We start from the raw sequence: 13501 nt of genomic DNA, 5'->3' as shown, positions 1-13501 counted from the left end.
TGGCACCGATCGGTCGCTGCAACGCACGTGTCGGTGGCGCTCGGTAAGCTCAGCCGGGTGACCGTCCTCACAGCGGTAGACGACAGATTCGACTCCAAAGACGCGTTCCTGGCCGATGCCCAGCGGTATCGGCGGGAACTGCTCGCACACTGCTACCGGATGACCGGCTCGGCGCATGACGCCGAGGATCTGGTGCAGGAAACCTACCTGCGGGCGTGGAAGTCCTACGACAAGTTCGAGGGCAAATCCTCGGTGCGGACCTGGCTGTACCGGATCGCCACCAATACCTGCCTGACCGCGCTGGATGGCAAGCAGCGCCGGCCACTGCCGTCGGGGCTGGGCACACAGAGTTCCGATCCGCATGCCGATATCTACGAACGCCACGAGGTGCCCTGGCTGGAGCCACTGCCCGACTCCGACGACCCATCCGACCCGCAGACCGTGGTGGGAACCAAGGAGTCGGTGCGACTGGCTTTTGTCGCTGCCCTGCAGCACCTTTCCCCGCGCCAGCGCGCGGTGCTGGTGTTGCGCGATGTGCTGCAGTGGCGGGCGGCCGAAGTCGCCGATGCGGTGGGCTCCTCGACGGCGGCCGTCAACAGCCTGCTGCAGCGGGCGCGGGCCCAACTCGACGCGGTCGGCCCCAGCGAGGATCAGCCGCTGCAGGCCCCGGAATCGCCGGAGGCGCAGGAACTGCTGACGCGCTACATCTCGGCATTCGAGGCGTATGACATCGACAGGCTGGAGCGGCTGTTCACCGACGACGCCATCTGGGAGATGCCGCCGTTCGACAGTTGGTACGTCGGCCCGGCGGCCATCGGCGCGCTGTCCCGCGACAAGTGCCCGGCCGAGCGCGCCGGGGATATGCGTCTGGTGCCGACGACGGCCAACGGCCAGACCGCCGCGGGGATGTATCTGCGCAATCCCGAGACGGGCGTGCACGAACCGTTCCAGTTACACGTCATGGACGTGACCGATGCCGGGATCACCCACGTGGTGGCCTTTCTGGACACCTCGCAGTTCGAGAAGTTCGGGCTACCCGCGACCCTCTGACCGGTAGGCGGCCTCCAACCCGGCGATATCGAACTTCCCGACGGTCGCCATCACCGCGGCGTCCAGGCGGCCGTTCGCCTCGACGTCACCGCGGGCGAGCATGTCGTAGTACTCAGTGGGCGTGAGCTGCCAGGACAACCCGTACTTGTCCTTCAACCAGCCACACGGCTGCTCCTGCCCGCCCTCGACGAGTGCCGCCCAGAGCCGGTCCAACTCGTCTTGGCCGGTGACGCGCACCTCCAGCGATACTGCCTCCGAGAAGGTGAACATCGGGCCGCCGTTGATCCCGACGAACAGCTGTCCGTCCAGCTCGAATTCGACGACCACCGGGACGTGCTGCGGGCCGGGCGAGCCGGGAATCGGTGGCTGGGTCCGCAGGATCCGGCCGTTCCCGCCGAACGCCGCGATGTAGTGGGCCGCGGCCTCCTCGGCCTCGGTGTTGAACCACAGGTTGGGAATGATGCGCGCGCTGATCTCAGTCATACCGATATGACCAGCGGCACGTCGAATAATCATCGGGACAATCCGTTGACGACGAAATAAAGCGTTCAAACTCGCAGTTCACAGGCAACTATTCAGTTGTTTTGCAACGTGTTCTATTATCACTGCTCATGAAGACCAAAGGTGCCCTGCTCTGGGAGCTCAACTCACCGTTCAAGGTCGACGAGATCGATCTGGGCGATCCGGTCGCCGACGAGGTGCAGATCCGTATGCACGCAGCCGGCATGTGCCACTCCGACTACCACATCACCACCGGCGCCACCCCCATCGGATTGCCCGCGCTGGGCGGTCACGAGGGCGCGGGAGTCATCACCAAGGTCGGCAAGAACGTCACCGGTCTGGCCGAAGGCGATCACGTCATCCTCGCCTTCATCCCGGCCTGCGGATCCTGCCCACCGTGTCTGAAGGGCTTCCGCTCGCTGTGCGACCGTGGCGCCGTGCTTCTCGGCGGCAAGGCAATCGCCGACGGCACCAGCCGCATCCATGCGGGGTCACACGAGGTGTCTCCGATGAACCTGCTCGGCACCTTCGCGCCGTACATGACGGTGCACAAGGACTCCGTGGTCAAGATCGACGACGACATCCCCTTCGAGACCGCCGCCATCATGGGCTGTGCGGTGCCGACCGGTTTCGGTTCGGCCACCAATGTCGCCCAGGTGCAGCCCGGCGAGACCGTCATCATCGTCGGCGTCGGCGGGATCGGCATGAGCGCACTGCAGGGGGCCGTGATCTCCGGGGCCAAGCAGGTCATCGCGATCGACCCGAACGAGTGGAAGCGTGAGCAGGCCGTCAAGTTCGGCGCCACCCATGTCTACCCGTCGATGGCCGAGGCCATCGCGCCGGTCATCGACGCCACCCACGGTCTGATGGCCGACAAGGTCATCATCGCCGTCGGCGAGATGAAGGGCGAGTACGTCGAGGAGGCGATGATCCTCACCGCCAAGACCGGGACCTGCGTGGTCACCGGAATGGGCTCGATGATGGACGCCGATGTCAAGCTGAACCTGTTCCTGTTCACCATGCTGCAGAAGACGTTGAAGGGCAACATCTTCGGTGGTGGCAGCTCACATGTCGAGACCCCGCGGCTGGCCGCGCTGTACAAGTCCGGGCTGCTCAACATCGACGATATGATCACCCGCTCCTACAAGCTGGAAGACATCAACACCGGCTATCAGGACATGCTGGACGGCAACAACATCCGCGGAGTCATCCGCTACGACGAGAGCGACTGGTAAGACTCCAGCACCACAGAAGCCCCCTACCGCGGTAGGGGGCTTCTGCGTTCGGTCACTCAGGCGGCGTTCTCACTTCCGCCGCCGGCCCCGCTGTCGGAGCCACCGGTATCGGAATCGCCTGCGGCGGAATCGTTACCGTCGCCACTCTTGGGCCCTGCTGGCGAATCGTTGTTGTTCGGCTCGGCTTCCTTCTCGGCTTCCTTGGCAGCCTCCTTGGCAGCTTCCTTGGCTTCCTTCTTGGCTGCGGCTCGTTCGGCGGCGCGCTCCTGTGCCGTCAGCGGTACGACCACTCCGTCCTCGACCTCCTCGACCACCGGTTCGGCCGGCTGCCCCACCGGTGGTGCGGCGGGCTGCGGTGTGGGTGCCGCCGCGATCCGGGCCGTGTGATTGCGTTGCAGCACCGGGGCATTCGACTGCTCTGCCGCGGGCGCGTCGTCGGCCACCTCGGCCGCTGTCAGCTGCGCGTCCGCCGTGCCCTGGACCTGCTGGTCACCAACCGCGTCGTCGAGCACATCCGTCAGCCCGCCCAGCACGTTGTCGAAGTTCCCGTTCAGCAAGTCCCCCACACCTTCGAGCGCGTTCGGCGCGGTGTTGTTGTCCGACGTCATCGCCTTCTGGAATCCGGAACCCAGTTGCTTGAGCACATTGGGCAGCACCTGATTCCAGTCGACAGTCGGCATCGTGCCGAAACGCACCGGGGTGGCGGCGGTATCGAGGGTGCGCTCATACGCACCGGTGACCGGGTTGAAGAAGGCGTCGGAGTAGCCCAGGTTCACCAGGCTTGTCAGCGCGGGTGACAACGCGTTGGCCAGCCCGTTGACCACATTAGCGACCGGGGCCAGGCCCACCAGCCGCAGCACGTCACCGACGAGATACAGCGGCTCCAACATCGGCAAAGTGTTGGCCCGGACCGTCAGGTAGATGTTGGTGTTCGGGGCGTTCTGGTCGGCCAGGTCGCCTACCAGATCTTCCAGCGCGCCGGTCAGATCGCCGGCCGCCCCGCCGACATCCAGGCCCCGCAACATGTAGGTGGGCAGCATGCCCGCGGCCACATTGTTGAGCAGCGAGAGTGGGTTCGCCCAGGCCGCGAAGTCCGACATCAGCTGATACTGAACGGTCGCGTCGACCTTGACCGGAATCAGGTTCGCCCCGCCCAGCGCCAGACCGGTGTCACCGATCGGGGTGCCGCCACTGCTGCTGATCGCGACGTCGGGTGTGACGCCGTCGATTCCGAGCATGGCGAACAGATCGGCGAATCGGGCCATGATGCCGCCGTTGGCGCGGCCGGCGTTGTTGAGCAGAATCGCCGGCAACACGGTCAGGCTGCCCAGCAGCGGATTGACCCCGGTGTAGTCGACACCGCCGGGCTGGGATGACAGCTGCGCCAGCACATCCCGATAGGCAGCACCAGCTGAGAAGGCACCCATGCCGGTACCGATGACGATCGGGATTCGGACCGAGGCGATCTCCTGGTCCGGAATGGCGCCGATGGCACCGTTGACAGCCTCGTTGAGCGCGTCGCCGATGCTGCCGGTACCGCTGTCGACCAACCCGTCCACAAGTTCGGAGACGTTGCCCTGCAACTGACCGCTCAGATCGTCGGCCAGATCGGCGATGAGTGGCTGCAGCGCGCCGAAGAGTAGATTTCCGGCGGGGACGTTCACGCCCAGTACCCGGAAGTTCAATCCGCTCAGTGCGCTGCGGATGCTGTTCGTCAGGTCGGCCTCCACCGTGTCGGTCGCGTTGACCACGATCTGCGCGACGATGCTGTTCAGCGCGGGCGTCAGGACGGTACCCAGATCGGCGGCCAAGGAGCCGTCGGCCAATGCATCGGCAAGCGCCGCAGCGAGATTGGTCTTCAACGTCGACGTACCGAGGTCCAGGTAGGCGGTTTCGTTGACCGAGTCGGCGATCGCCGACTGGGTGCCCGGGACCCAGCCCAGGTCGACTCCGGCAAGGAGTCGCGCCATGGTGAACAGCGGACCCGCCGTCGTCATGGTCAGCGCACCGCTGTCGGCCAGGCTGCTCAGGTTCAGCCCCACCAGCTCCAGCAGATTGCCGAGCTGGAAGTTGCCCTGAGCATCGGCCAGGTCGGCGGCGTTGAACAACGTGGTCAGCAGATCGGGCAGCACCGTGGTGATCTCGGCGGTCAGCTCGTCGGCGGTCGGCAGGATGACGGTCAGGTTGTTCACGATGCTGCCGGCGACGGAGCCGGCCACCCCGTTGGCGATGTCGGTGACGCCGGCGGAGCCGACGACATCGACCAGTCGGATGGTGACCGCCGGCAAGAAGCTGACCGGCTTCACAGAGACGCTCACCGCTCGCAACTGGGCGTCCACCGCCGTGGCGATCGCCGCCCGCAGCTGCGCCTCCAGCGCCACCGCATTCTCACCTGTCGTCGCCGAGTTGAGGAAGTCGGTCAGCGCCGCGCTGATCGCCTCGGTGACGGCTGCGTTCAGTTCCGAACCGGGATCGTTCAGACCGAGCGTGCTGAGCAAGGTCGCCACGTTGACGGTGCCACCGTTGGCATTGAGCAGATCGGTCAGCAGACTGTCGGGGACCTGGGCCAGCAGGGTGTCCAGGGTGACGCGGGGCCGCGCGCCGAAGGTGTTGACCAGACCGGGCAGCACGGTATTGATGACCGCCTGGAGCTGCTCGTAGGGGGTGCTGGCGGCGGCCAGGCTGACATTGCGCTGTTCGATGAGCTGCTGTTCCTGCGCGAGCAGTACCGGCGGTGTCGGTACCGGAGCCGCAACCGTCAGTGTCGCGGCCACGGCCGTTGCCATGGTGAGACCCAGCAACGAATTATGGATCTTATGGTTACCTTTCGATCGCCGATGCACAGCCACTTTGATGCGCCCCCTTGTTTGATGTCGAGAAGATTCGAGGGGGACTGTACACGTGACTTGCGACACAAAATTGCTTATTTAGCTGGATTATCAAGATCTCTGCGATTTGTTCACCCGGAGGGCCACCGACCAGCAAAAGTTTGCCGAGAGACTCTTCAAGTTACTCGTCCGGCAAATTTGACTGCAACTGTCACTTAGTGCACCTATGTTCGCCGGCATTGCCACAGAACACACAAGGCCCCCTCTCCCGTACGGGCCAGGGGGCTCTGCGGCGGTTCGGAAACTACTTCGGTGGCATCCGGATGCCACCGTCGACGCGGACGACCTCGGCGTTCATGTACGAGTTGGTGAGCAGCTCGATGACCATCGAGGCGAGTTCCTCGGGCTTGCCGAGGCGGTGCGGGAACAGCACCGACTCGCCGAGCTTGGCCTTGAAGGCCTCGGACTCCGGCCCCGAACCGTAGATCGGGGTGTCGATCAGACCGGGGGCGACGGTGTTGACACGGATACCCGCCGCCGACAGGTCGCGGGCCACCGGCAGGGTCAGACCCACGACGCCGCCCTTGGACGACGAGTACGCGGCCTGGCCGATCTGGCCGTCGAAGGCCGCCACACTGGTCAGGTTGACGATGGCGCCGCGCTCGCCGGTCTCGGTGAAGTCGTTGCGGCTCATGGCCGTTGCGGCCAACCGGATGCAGTCGAAGGTGCCGACGAGGTTGATCGCCAGCACCTTCTTGTAGACGTCGAGACTGTGCGCCGACTCGAACTGACCGTCCTTGCCGATGGTCCGCTGGGCCCAGCCGATGCCGGCCGAGTTGACCAGGGCCCGCAGCGGGCCGAGGTCGGCGGCGGTGTTGACCGCATCGAGGATCTGATCGGTGTTGGTGACGTCGACGGTGACGAAGACACCGCCGATCTCCTTGGCCAGTTCCTCACCGCGTTCGGCGTTGAGGTCGGCGACGACGACACGGGCACCCCGGTCGGCAAGTAGACGTGCGGAGGCGGCGCCGATACCCGACGCGCCACCGGTGACGATTGCGCTAGCTCCATTGATATCCACGTCGACAGACTAAAGGCTGATGAGGGCCGTCGATCCACCGGTCGGTTGGTTGTTCAGAAGTTCTTCACCACGCGCACGCAGGCCCAGATGAAGACGGCGACGAAGGCGAGCGTCACGGCGCATCCGATCTCGAACCACGGGCTGTCCAGGTCGCCGATCAGGATCACGAAAGTGGGCAGCACCAGCCAGCCGAGCAGGAAGATCGCGACCGGTATCCGCTTACTCGGGCGGGGTGGGATCTCCTCGACATCGTCGAAGTCCGGATAGTCCCAGGTGTCCTCCGGCGGCAGGCTCATGGCCGCCGATGTTATCGGTCGATCAGCACGGCGACTTCATTCCAGCCGCTCCAGCACCGTCGACAACCACCGTTGCACTGAGCGCGACTGCGCCTCGGACATCCCGTCGAACACCACATTACGAACCAGGGACGCATGCCCCGGTGCGGCCGCGGCCAGCGCATCCCGCCCCGCCGCGGTCAGGTCGACGACCGCGGCACGCCGATCGTCGTCGGCGCCACGGCGCTCGACGAGTCCGCGATCGCGCATCCGGGTCAACTGATGCGATACCCGACTCTGCTCCCACCCCAGGCGTCCGCCGAGATCGGCCATCCGGCACCCCGGCGCCTCGTCGAGCGCGACCAGCACGTCGTAGTCAGCCAGCGACAGCCCACAGTCGGCCTGCAGTTGCCGGTTCATCGCCGCCTGCAGCCGGCCCGTCATCGCCAGATAGTCCCGCCACAGTGTCTGTTCGCGCGTAGTCAACCACACGGAATATATGACACATCATTTAAGTTGTGCTGTCCAGAGCCGCCACCTAGGCTGGCACTGAGCCCGAGGGAGCAAGATGACCCGCACCCCATCCATCGATATCCGACCCGCCGCCGACCGCGCCGCCACCAAGATCTCCTGGCTGGACTCCAAGCACTCGTTCTCCTTCGGCGAGCATTACGACCCCGCCAACACCCATTTCGGACTGCTGCTGGTCAACAACGACGACAGGGTGGCGCCGGCGACCGGGTTCGATACCCACCCGCACCGCGACATGGAGATCGTCACATGGGTCATGCAGGGTTCACTGGTGCACCAGGATTCGACGGGCAACTCGGGTGTCATCTATCCCGGACTGGCACAACGGATGTCGGCCGGACGCGGAATCCTACACTCGGAGAAGAACGACTCCTGGCGCCTGACGGGCACCGAATCACACAGCGAGCCGGTACATTTCGTGCAGATGTGGGTGGTCCCCGACGAGTCGGGCCGCGATCCGGGATATCAGCAGCTCGAGATCGACGATGAACTGCTGCGTGGCGGGCTGGTCACCATCGCCTCCGGGATGCCCGAGCACCAGGATCGCTCGGCCATCACGATCGGTAACAAGTACGCGGCGCTGCACGGCGCGCGGCTGCAGGCCGGCGAGACCGTCGAACTGCCGCAGGCCCCGTACCTGCATCTGTTCGTACCCCGCGGCGCCGTCAGTCTCGAAGGCGCCGGCGAACTACTCGCGGGCGATGCCGCCCGACTGACCGCGACCGGCGGCCAGCGGGTCACCGCCACCGAATCCTCCGAAATTCTGATCTGGGAGATGCATGCAGGTTTGGCAGGCTAGCCGTCGAATCATCTACGGCCTCTTCGGGGTCGCGCTGGTGGCCGGGTGCTCGGGGGACACCGGGACCGGCAGCACACCGGCCACCACGGCCGAGACCTCGGCCGCCGGGGAGCCGCCGCGGGTGCCACGCGCCGCGGAGCTCGCCGAGGTCACCCTCACCGTGCCGGAAGGAATGGATCAGGCACCGTTCGACGAGCCCCGCCGGGCACTCGTCCCGGCGGGCTGGACGATCTCGGTGTGGGCCCGCACCGACAAACCCCGACTGGCGGCCTGGGCTCCCGACGGAGCGCTGCTGGTCACCATTCCCAGTACCGGGCAAGTGGTTTCCATGCGTGAGGGGCGCACCGAGACACTGCTCGACGGTCTGACCCAACCTCACGGCATCACCTTCGTCGGCTCCACGCTGTACCTCGCCGAAAGCAACCGGGTCAGTGCGTACGACTACCGCGACGGCGCCGCCGCCGACCCACGCACCCTCGCCGACGGACTGCCCGACGGGCGGAGCGCAGACCTGCGCGGCGCCTATTCGCACGCGCTGAAGAGCGTGGCGGTCGGGCCGGACGGGGCCGTGTACTTCTCGATCGGGTCCACCGGCAACATCTCGGCCGACGACCGCACCGCGACACCGCCGCGGGCCACCATCATGGTGGTGCCGCCCGAAGGCGGACCGGCCCAACCGTTCTCGACCGGGGTGCGCAACGGCACCGGCCTGGCCATCGCACCCGACGGAGCCGTCTGGACGGCGGTGAACAACCGCGACAACATCGCCGATCCGGCGACCGGGCAGGTCGACCCCGGGTACGTCGACGACAACCCGCCCGAGTCGGTCGCCAAACTCGCCCCCGGCCGCGAACTCGGCTGGCCCTACTGCAATCCCGACGGCGGCCCGGCGAACCTGCCGCTCATCCGCGATGTGCAGACGAACGCGGACGGGGCAGCCATGGATTGCGCCGCGCTGCCGCCCATCGAGCAGAGCCTGGCCGCGCACTCCGCCCCGCTCGGCATGACCTTCACCGATGGCCAGCTGCCCGCACCGTACGGCAGCGGCGCGCTGGTCGGTGTGCACGGCTCGTGGAATCGGCAGGATCCGCAGGCACCCGAGGTGTCCTACTTCGCGTGGCGCGATGGCAGTCTGGGCGACCAGCAGACTTTGGTCGGCGGGTTCCAGGCCGAGGACGGATCCCGCTGGGGCCGACCGGTGGCCGCCGTCGCCGGCCCCGACGGCTCGGTCTACATCACCGACGACTACGCCGACGCGATCTACCGGCTGACACCTGCTACCTGACCGGCGTGCCGCGGCGACCTGTCGCACCGACGTAGATCGCGATCAGCACGATGGCCACCACGATGCCTACAAGGAACGGGACGATCGCGAACCCGCCGTTGGCGTTGGCGTAGCCGAGCTGGTAGGTCACCCAGCTGCCGACGAGCGAGCCGACGGCGCCGAGCAGGATCGTCATGAGGACGCCGATGTTCTGTTTGCCGGGCATGATCAGCCGCGCCAGTGCGCCGACGACGAGGCCGACAAGTAGTGCGCTGAGGATGGTTCCGATCATGACTACTCCTAGGTCGAGCGGATCAGTGCCTTGACTGGTTCGGCGGGGATACCCAATTCCGCTGACGCCCAAGCGGATAACCCGATGCCCAACCGTGACGCACTCGTGACGAAAGTTGACAGTGTTGCTGCTGTGATTAAAGGTGATCGCCTGTTCACCCTCTTCCGAAGGAATCACCGTGCCGACCGTTGCCACCCGTCTGCGGCGCTTTGCCGCTGGTACCGCCACCCTTGCGGTCACCGCGGCACTGGCGACGAGCACGGGTGCGCCGGCCGCGACCGCGGCCGACGGCCGCAGTTTGCTGGCCGCCGCGGTGGCCGGTACCCAGGGTTCCTATCTGGTGTACAACTTCGGCGGCGGCCATCCCGCCCCGCTTCTCGACGCCGGCGGCCGCTGGTACGAATCGGGCAACGGTGGCCGGTTGATGATCGTCAAGGGCGCCTCCCAGCGACTGGCGCCCCGACTTCTCGTCGACACGCACAACGGATATCAGGCCCGCTGCGAACGCACGCCCGGTGCCCGTACCGGCGAGGGCTTGGTACAGGCGGCCGAGGTGTACACGCCGATCGCGGCCTGGCAGGCCCTCGGCCAGCCCACGATCGCGGTGAACGCCAACTTCTTCGACATCCGCGGTCAACAGGGCGGCTCCTGGAAGACCACCGGCTGCAGTTCTCCACTGGGTGCATACGTCGACACCACCCGTGGGCTCGGCAAGCTGAACCTGCCGCTCACCGGAACCATCGCGTACGCGGGCAAGCAGGGACTGTCCGGCGGCAATGAGATCTGGACGCCGCTGGCGACGATGATCCTGCCGACCTCAGGCGCCCCGTTCATCGTGATGCCGCGCTCGGACAACGATTTCGACGCTGCCACACCCGTGATCACCGATCTGATGAGCAAGGGCACCCGGTTCGTCGCCGTCGCCGGACTCGGCCTGCTGGCTCCGGGCGATACCGGCCAGATGAACGATCCGGGACCGTCGGCGGCCCGCACCGCTCTGGCCTATGTACGGGACCGCGACGAGTTCTACGTTTTCCAGGGCGGCAGCTACACACCCGACCAGATCCAGGATCTGTTCCGCGGCTTGGGTTCCGATACCGCAATCCTGCTCGACGGCGGCGGCTCCTCGGCGATCGTGTTGCGCCGCGACACCGGCGGCATGTGGGCGGGCGCGGGGGTGCCGAAAGGGTCGTGCGACACCTATCAGGTGCTGTGCGATTCCAGGGAGCGGGCACTGCCCAGCTGGCTCGCGTTCAATTAGAGCGTGCGCGTGTACAGCCGCAGGCCGGCTGTCCCGAACGTCGTCTCGAAGCTCCGATCGCGGTAGTCGGTGGTGAGCGCGAATCCGTGGCGCTCCCAGGTACGTTCGGCACGCACGTTCCCGTTGAGGCAGAGCACCTGCGCTTCGCGATGGCCGGCCTCCCGGCCGGTGGCCAGGAGATGCTCCAGTAGCTCGTCGATGATGCCGGTTCCCCGGTACTTCGGCGCCACCGCGACATTCTCGACGCCCCAGCTACCGTCGATGTTGGGTGGCGTGGCGCGGGCCAGGGCCGCCGCGCGGCCGAGCAGCGCGGCCAGGGATTCGTCATTCAGGCCCAACGCGGCGACGCGCTCCAGGATCGCCCGTTCCAGCATGGGGTTTCCGGCGGCGGCCGGGTCGAACCCGGTCATCGCCGCGGCCGGCCGTCCGGCCACCTCGGCGATCCAGAATCGGTCCAGGTGACACCAGTGCACCTGCTGCGATGTACACACCGACCGTAGTAGTTCGTCGACATCTGCTGATGGCAGTCCGAACAGGACGTCCCAGACACACTGCGGCAGATGGGATGTCGCGGCGGTACGCATCACCCAGGCCAGGAAGTCGAGGTCGGCCGGTTGTGCGGGGCGGATCACGGAAGCTGTCATACGACTCATCCTAGCGATTGCTAATAGCACACGCTAGGATGGTTGCATGAGCACACGTGACAGGCTGCTCGACGCGGCTGTTCGTTGCCTGGCCGAGGACGGGTGGGCACGGACGACAACTCGTCGGATCCTGGCGACGGCCGGCGCGCACGCCCCCGATGTCAACTACTATTTCGGCTCCAAGGACGGTCTGCTCCATCAGGCCGCCGTGCATGCCACCCGTCGATGGGCGCAGGGACCGCTGCGAAATGCGGTCGACCTCGGCGAGACCGACCCCAAGGCAAGACTGACGGCAGTGTTGCAAGGATTTCTGGACGACCTGCGCACCGATCGCTCGGACGCAGTCGCGGCCATCGAGGTCTTCGCCCAGGCAGAGCGCAGCGACGCGTTGCGCGAGGAGCTGCGGTCCGCCTACGACGACTTCCGCGCGGCCGTCGGCGACAGCCTGGGACCAGCGATGGCCGCCCTCGACGGTGCACAAGTCCGCTCCGTGGCAACGATTCTCATCGCATTGTTCGACGGCCTGGCGGTTCAGTCCATCTTCGATCCCGAGAACGTCCCGGCCGCGAGCGAACTGGTGGATGCGCTGGCGCTCCTCGCCGATGTGGCCGCCGAGTCATGACCGGGTCGGGCGCAATCGTCATCGCCGGCGGCTACGGACTGGTGGGCCGCCTGCTCGGCGAGCGACTCGCTCCACGGTTTCCGGGTCAGCTGATCGTCAGCGGACGGGATCGAACGCGTGCACAGGACGTGGCCGGTGCGCTCGGATATGGCACACGCGCTGCTCATCTCGATGCAGCCGACCCGGCGTCGGTACAAATGCTGATCCGCACCGAACAACCCGCCCTGGTGGTTTCCTGCGCCGCCAGGACCGAGGCGGCACTGGCCGCGGGCTGCCTGCAGTCCGGCGTGAACTACACCGACGTCTCGGCGGACGCCGACGGAATCGCGGCGGTGGAGGACCTACGTCCGATCGCTATCGAGCACGGAGCCACCGGCGTGCTCAGTGTGGGAGTCGCGCCTGGGCTGACGAATCTTCTTGCCCGGGAGGTCTGCTCGGGATTGGAACAGATCGATCGCCTCGACATCGGGGTTCAGCTCAGCATCGGTGACGAACACGGGGTCGCGGCGATGGACTGGACGTTGGCCAATCTCGCGGTGCCCTTTGCGGTGGCCCAGCGTGGTGGCCAGAGCACGGAATTGCCGTTCGCGACGCGGCGACAGCTCGACTTCGGCGGACCGTCACGAATCTCTGGCGCCGGGTTCAACTTTCCCGAACAACGCACATTGGCTCGGACGCTGGAGATTCCCACCGTGCGGTCATGGCTGGCGCTACAGCCGCGGGCGGTGCACACGACGGCCGTGATCGGCGCGCGCATCGGAGCAGCCCGGATTCTCGGGTCGGCCGCGGTACGCGACCCACTGGTTCGGTTGATGTCGCGGCTTCCGCATGCGGCCGGCGGATTCGCCGTCTGCGCCGAGGCGACGGGCATCCGCGACGGCCGTTCGCTGCGGGTCGGGGCCTTCCATCGTGGCCGGGGCGAGGCGGCGATGACCGCGCAGGTCGCGCATCTTGTGGTGGCCCATCTGATGAAGACGGAGGAACGCCCTGGGGTCTGGCACGTCGAGCAACTGCACTCGGCACCGGATCTGCTGAGCGCGATCGTCGGCTGAGCGGCGTGGCAGAACTGTCACCGATGTCCTGAGACATGCCCCGCGTACTTGCCGCGCCGAAACCCG

General features: G+C 66.5%; 14 protein-coding genes. 7 read left to right on the top strand and 7 right to left on the bottom strand.

The window, feature by feature from the left end:
- The first annotated feature begins 27 nt into the window (after positions 1–27).
- A complete protein-coding gene (locus ACLBYA_RS05235; protein WP_447708303.1) occupies positions 28–1050 on the top strand; it encodes a sigma-70 family RNA polymerase sigma factor in 1023 nt (340 codons plus the stop codon).
- Here ACLBYA_RS05235 and ACLBYA_RS05230 read toward each other — a convergent pair.
- Complete coding sequence (locus tag ACLBYA_RS05230; protein WP_447708302.1) at positions 1033–1533, bottom strand: VOC family protein; 501 nt, start codon at positions 1531–1533, stop codon at positions 1033–1035. The two genes, ACLBYA_RS05235 and ACLBYA_RS05230, sit on opposite strands and share 18 nt — an antisense overlap.
- A gap of 128 nt (positions 1534–1661) precedes the next feature.
- Here ACLBYA_RS05230 and ACLBYA_RS05225 point away from each other — a divergent pair, with 128 nt between their 5' ends.
- Positions 1662–2786 carry an NDMA-dependent alcohol dehydrogenase gene (locus ACLBYA_RS05225; RefSeq protein WP_447708301.1) on the top strand — a complete coding sequence of 375 codons (1125 nt, stop codon included), beginning with the start codon at positions 1662–1664 and terminating at the stop codon, positions 2784–2786.
- A 56-nt stretch (positions 2787–2842) separates the two neighbouring features.
- On the opposite strand, the gene ACLBYA_RS05220 is transcribed toward ACLBYA_RS05225, so the two are convergent.
- The 4 genes from ACLBYA_RS05220 to ACLBYA_RS05205 form a co-directional block, all read right to left on the bottom strand.
- Positions 2843–5572, bottom strand: coding sequence for a hypothetical protein (locus ACLBYA_RS05220; protein ID WP_447708300.1), 2730 nt, complete (start codon positions 5570–5572; stop codon positions 2843–2845).
- 346 nt (positions 5573–5918) lie between these two features.
- Positions 5919–6695 (bottom strand): SDR family NAD(P)-dependent oxidoreductase, encoded by a 777-nt coding sequence (locus tag ACLBYA_RS05215; protein WP_447708299.1) that lies wholly within the window; start codon positions 6693–6695, stop codon positions 5919–5921.
- Positions 6696–6748: 53 nt separating this feature from the next.
- Positions 6749–6991 (bottom strand): hypothetical protein, encoded by a 243-nt coding sequence (locus ACLBYA_RS05210; RefSeq protein WP_447708298.1) that lies wholly within the window; start codon positions 6989–6991, stop codon positions 6749–6751.
- A gap of 36 nt (positions 6992–7027) precedes the next feature.
- Complete coding sequence (locus ACLBYA_RS05205; RefSeq protein ID WP_447708649.1) at positions 7028–7471, bottom strand: MarR family winged helix-turn-helix transcriptional regulator; 444 nt, start codon at positions 7469–7471, stop codon at positions 7028–7030.
- 67 nt (positions 7472–7538) lie between these two features.
- On the opposite strand from ACLBYA_RS05205, the gene ACLBYA_RS05200 reads away from it, so the two are divergent.
- Both ACLBYA_RS05200 and ACLBYA_RS05195 read left to right on the top strand, forming a co-directional pair.
- Positions 7539–8300, top strand: a complete 762-nt coding sequence (locus ACLBYA_RS05200) for a pirin family protein (RefSeq protein ID WP_447708297.1) — start codon at positions 7539–7541, stop codon at positions 8298–8300.
- Positions 8281–9585: a PQQ-dependent sugar dehydrogenase gene (locus tag ACLBYA_RS05195; RefSeq protein ID WP_447708296.1), complete on the top strand. Its 1305-nt coding sequence runs from the start codon at positions 8281–8283 to the stop codon at positions 9583–9585. The genes ACLBYA_RS05200 and ACLBYA_RS05195 overlap by 20 nt, the downstream gene beginning before the upstream one ends.
- Here the strand turns inward: ACLBYA_RS05195 and ACLBYA_RS05190 are convergent.
- The gene (locus ACLBYA_RS05190) at positions 9578–9856 is read right to left on the bottom strand and encodes a GlsB/YeaQ/YmgE family stress response membrane protein (RefSeq protein ID WP_447708295.1); all 279 of its coding nucleotides are present in this window, start codon (positions 9854–9856) and stop codon (positions 9578–9580) included. The two genes, ACLBYA_RS05195 and ACLBYA_RS05190, sit on opposite strands and share 8 nt — an antisense overlap.
- Before the next feature lie 172 nt (positions 9857–10028).
- On the opposite strand from ACLBYA_RS05190, the gene ACLBYA_RS05185 reads away from it, so the two are divergent.
- Complete coding sequence (locus ACLBYA_RS05185; RefSeq protein ID WP_447708648.1) at positions 10029–11117, top strand: phosphodiester glycosidase family protein; 1089 nt, start codon at positions 10029–10031, stop codon at positions 11115–11117.
- Here ACLBYA_RS05185 and ACLBYA_RS05180 read toward each other — a convergent pair.
- Positions 11114–11761, bottom strand: a complete 648-nt coding sequence (locus ACLBYA_RS05180; RefSeq protein ID WP_447708294.1) for a GNAT family N-acetyltransferase — start codon at positions 11759–11761, stop codon at positions 11114–11116. The genes ACLBYA_RS05185 and ACLBYA_RS05180 overlap by 4 nt on opposite strands.
- Before the next feature lie 46 nt (positions 11762–11807).
- Between ACLBYA_RS05180 and ACLBYA_RS05175 the strand changes: the two genes are divergently transcribed.
- Both ACLBYA_RS05175 and ACLBYA_RS05170 read left to right on the top strand, forming a co-directional pair.
- Entirely contained in the window at positions 11808–12383 is a 576-nt protein-coding gene (locus ACLBYA_RS05175) for a TetR/AcrR family transcriptional regulator (RefSeq protein ID WP_447708293.1), read from the top strand.
- Entirely contained in the window at positions 12380–13435 is a 1056-nt protein-coding gene (locus ACLBYA_RS05170; RefSeq protein ID WP_447708292.1) for a saccharopine dehydrogenase family protein, read from the top strand. Before ACLBYA_RS05175 ends, ACLBYA_RS05170 begins: the two co-directional genes overlap by 4 nt.
- Positions 13436–13501: the final 66 nt, after the last annotated feature.

This window comes from Mycobacterium sp. C31M (assembly GCF_053345865.1).
This window is presented reverse-complemented; position numbering and strand designations above follow the sequence as displayed.

What these genes read in the sequence shown, in the direction of transcription:
- ACLBYA_RS05210 (WP_447708298.1), bottom strand. Translation starts at nt 6,991, where the DNA reads ATGAGCCTGCCGCCGGAGGACACCTGGGACTATCCGGACTTCGACGAT.
- ACLBYA_RS05190 (WP_447708295.1), bottom strand. Translation starts at nt 9,856, where the DNA reads ATGATCGGAACCATCCTCAGCGCACTACTTGTCGGCCTCGTCGTCGGC.
- ACLBYA_RS05220 (WP_447708300.1), bottom strand. Translation starts at nt 5,572, where the DNA reads ATGGCAACGGCCGTGGCCGCGACACTGACGGTTGCGGCTCCGGTACCG.
- ACLBYA_RS05180 (WP_447708294.1), bottom strand. Translation starts at nt 11,761, where the DNA reads ATGACAGCTTCCGTGATCCGCCCCGCACAACCGGCCGACCTCGACTTC.
- ACLBYA_RS05225 (WP_447708301.1), top strand. Translation starts at nt 1,662, where the DNA reads ATGAAGACCAAAGGTGCCCTGCTCTGGGAGCTCAACTCACCGTTCAAG.
- ACLBYA_RS05175 (WP_447708293.1), top strand. Translation starts at nt 11,808, where the DNA reads ATGAGCACACGTGACAGGCTGCTCGACGCGGCTGTTCGTTGCCTGGCC.
- ACLBYA_RS05200 (WP_447708297.1), top strand. Translation starts at nt 7,539, where the DNA reads ATGACCCGCACCCCATCCATCGATATCCGACCCGCCGCCGACCGCGCC.
- ACLBYA_RS05230 (WP_447708302.1), bottom strand. Translation starts at nt 1,533, where the DNA reads ATGACTGAGATCAGCGCGCGCATCATTCCCAACCTGTGGTTCAACACC.
- ACLBYA_RS05195 (WP_447708296.1), top strand. Translation starts at nt 8,281, where the DNA reads ATGCAGGTTTGGCAGGCTAGCCGTCGAATCATCTACGGCCTCTTCGGG.
- ACLBYA_RS05170 (WP_447708292.1), top strand. Translation starts at nt 12,380, where the DNA reads ATGACCGGGTCGGGCGCAATCGTCATCGCCGGCGGCTACGGACTGGTG.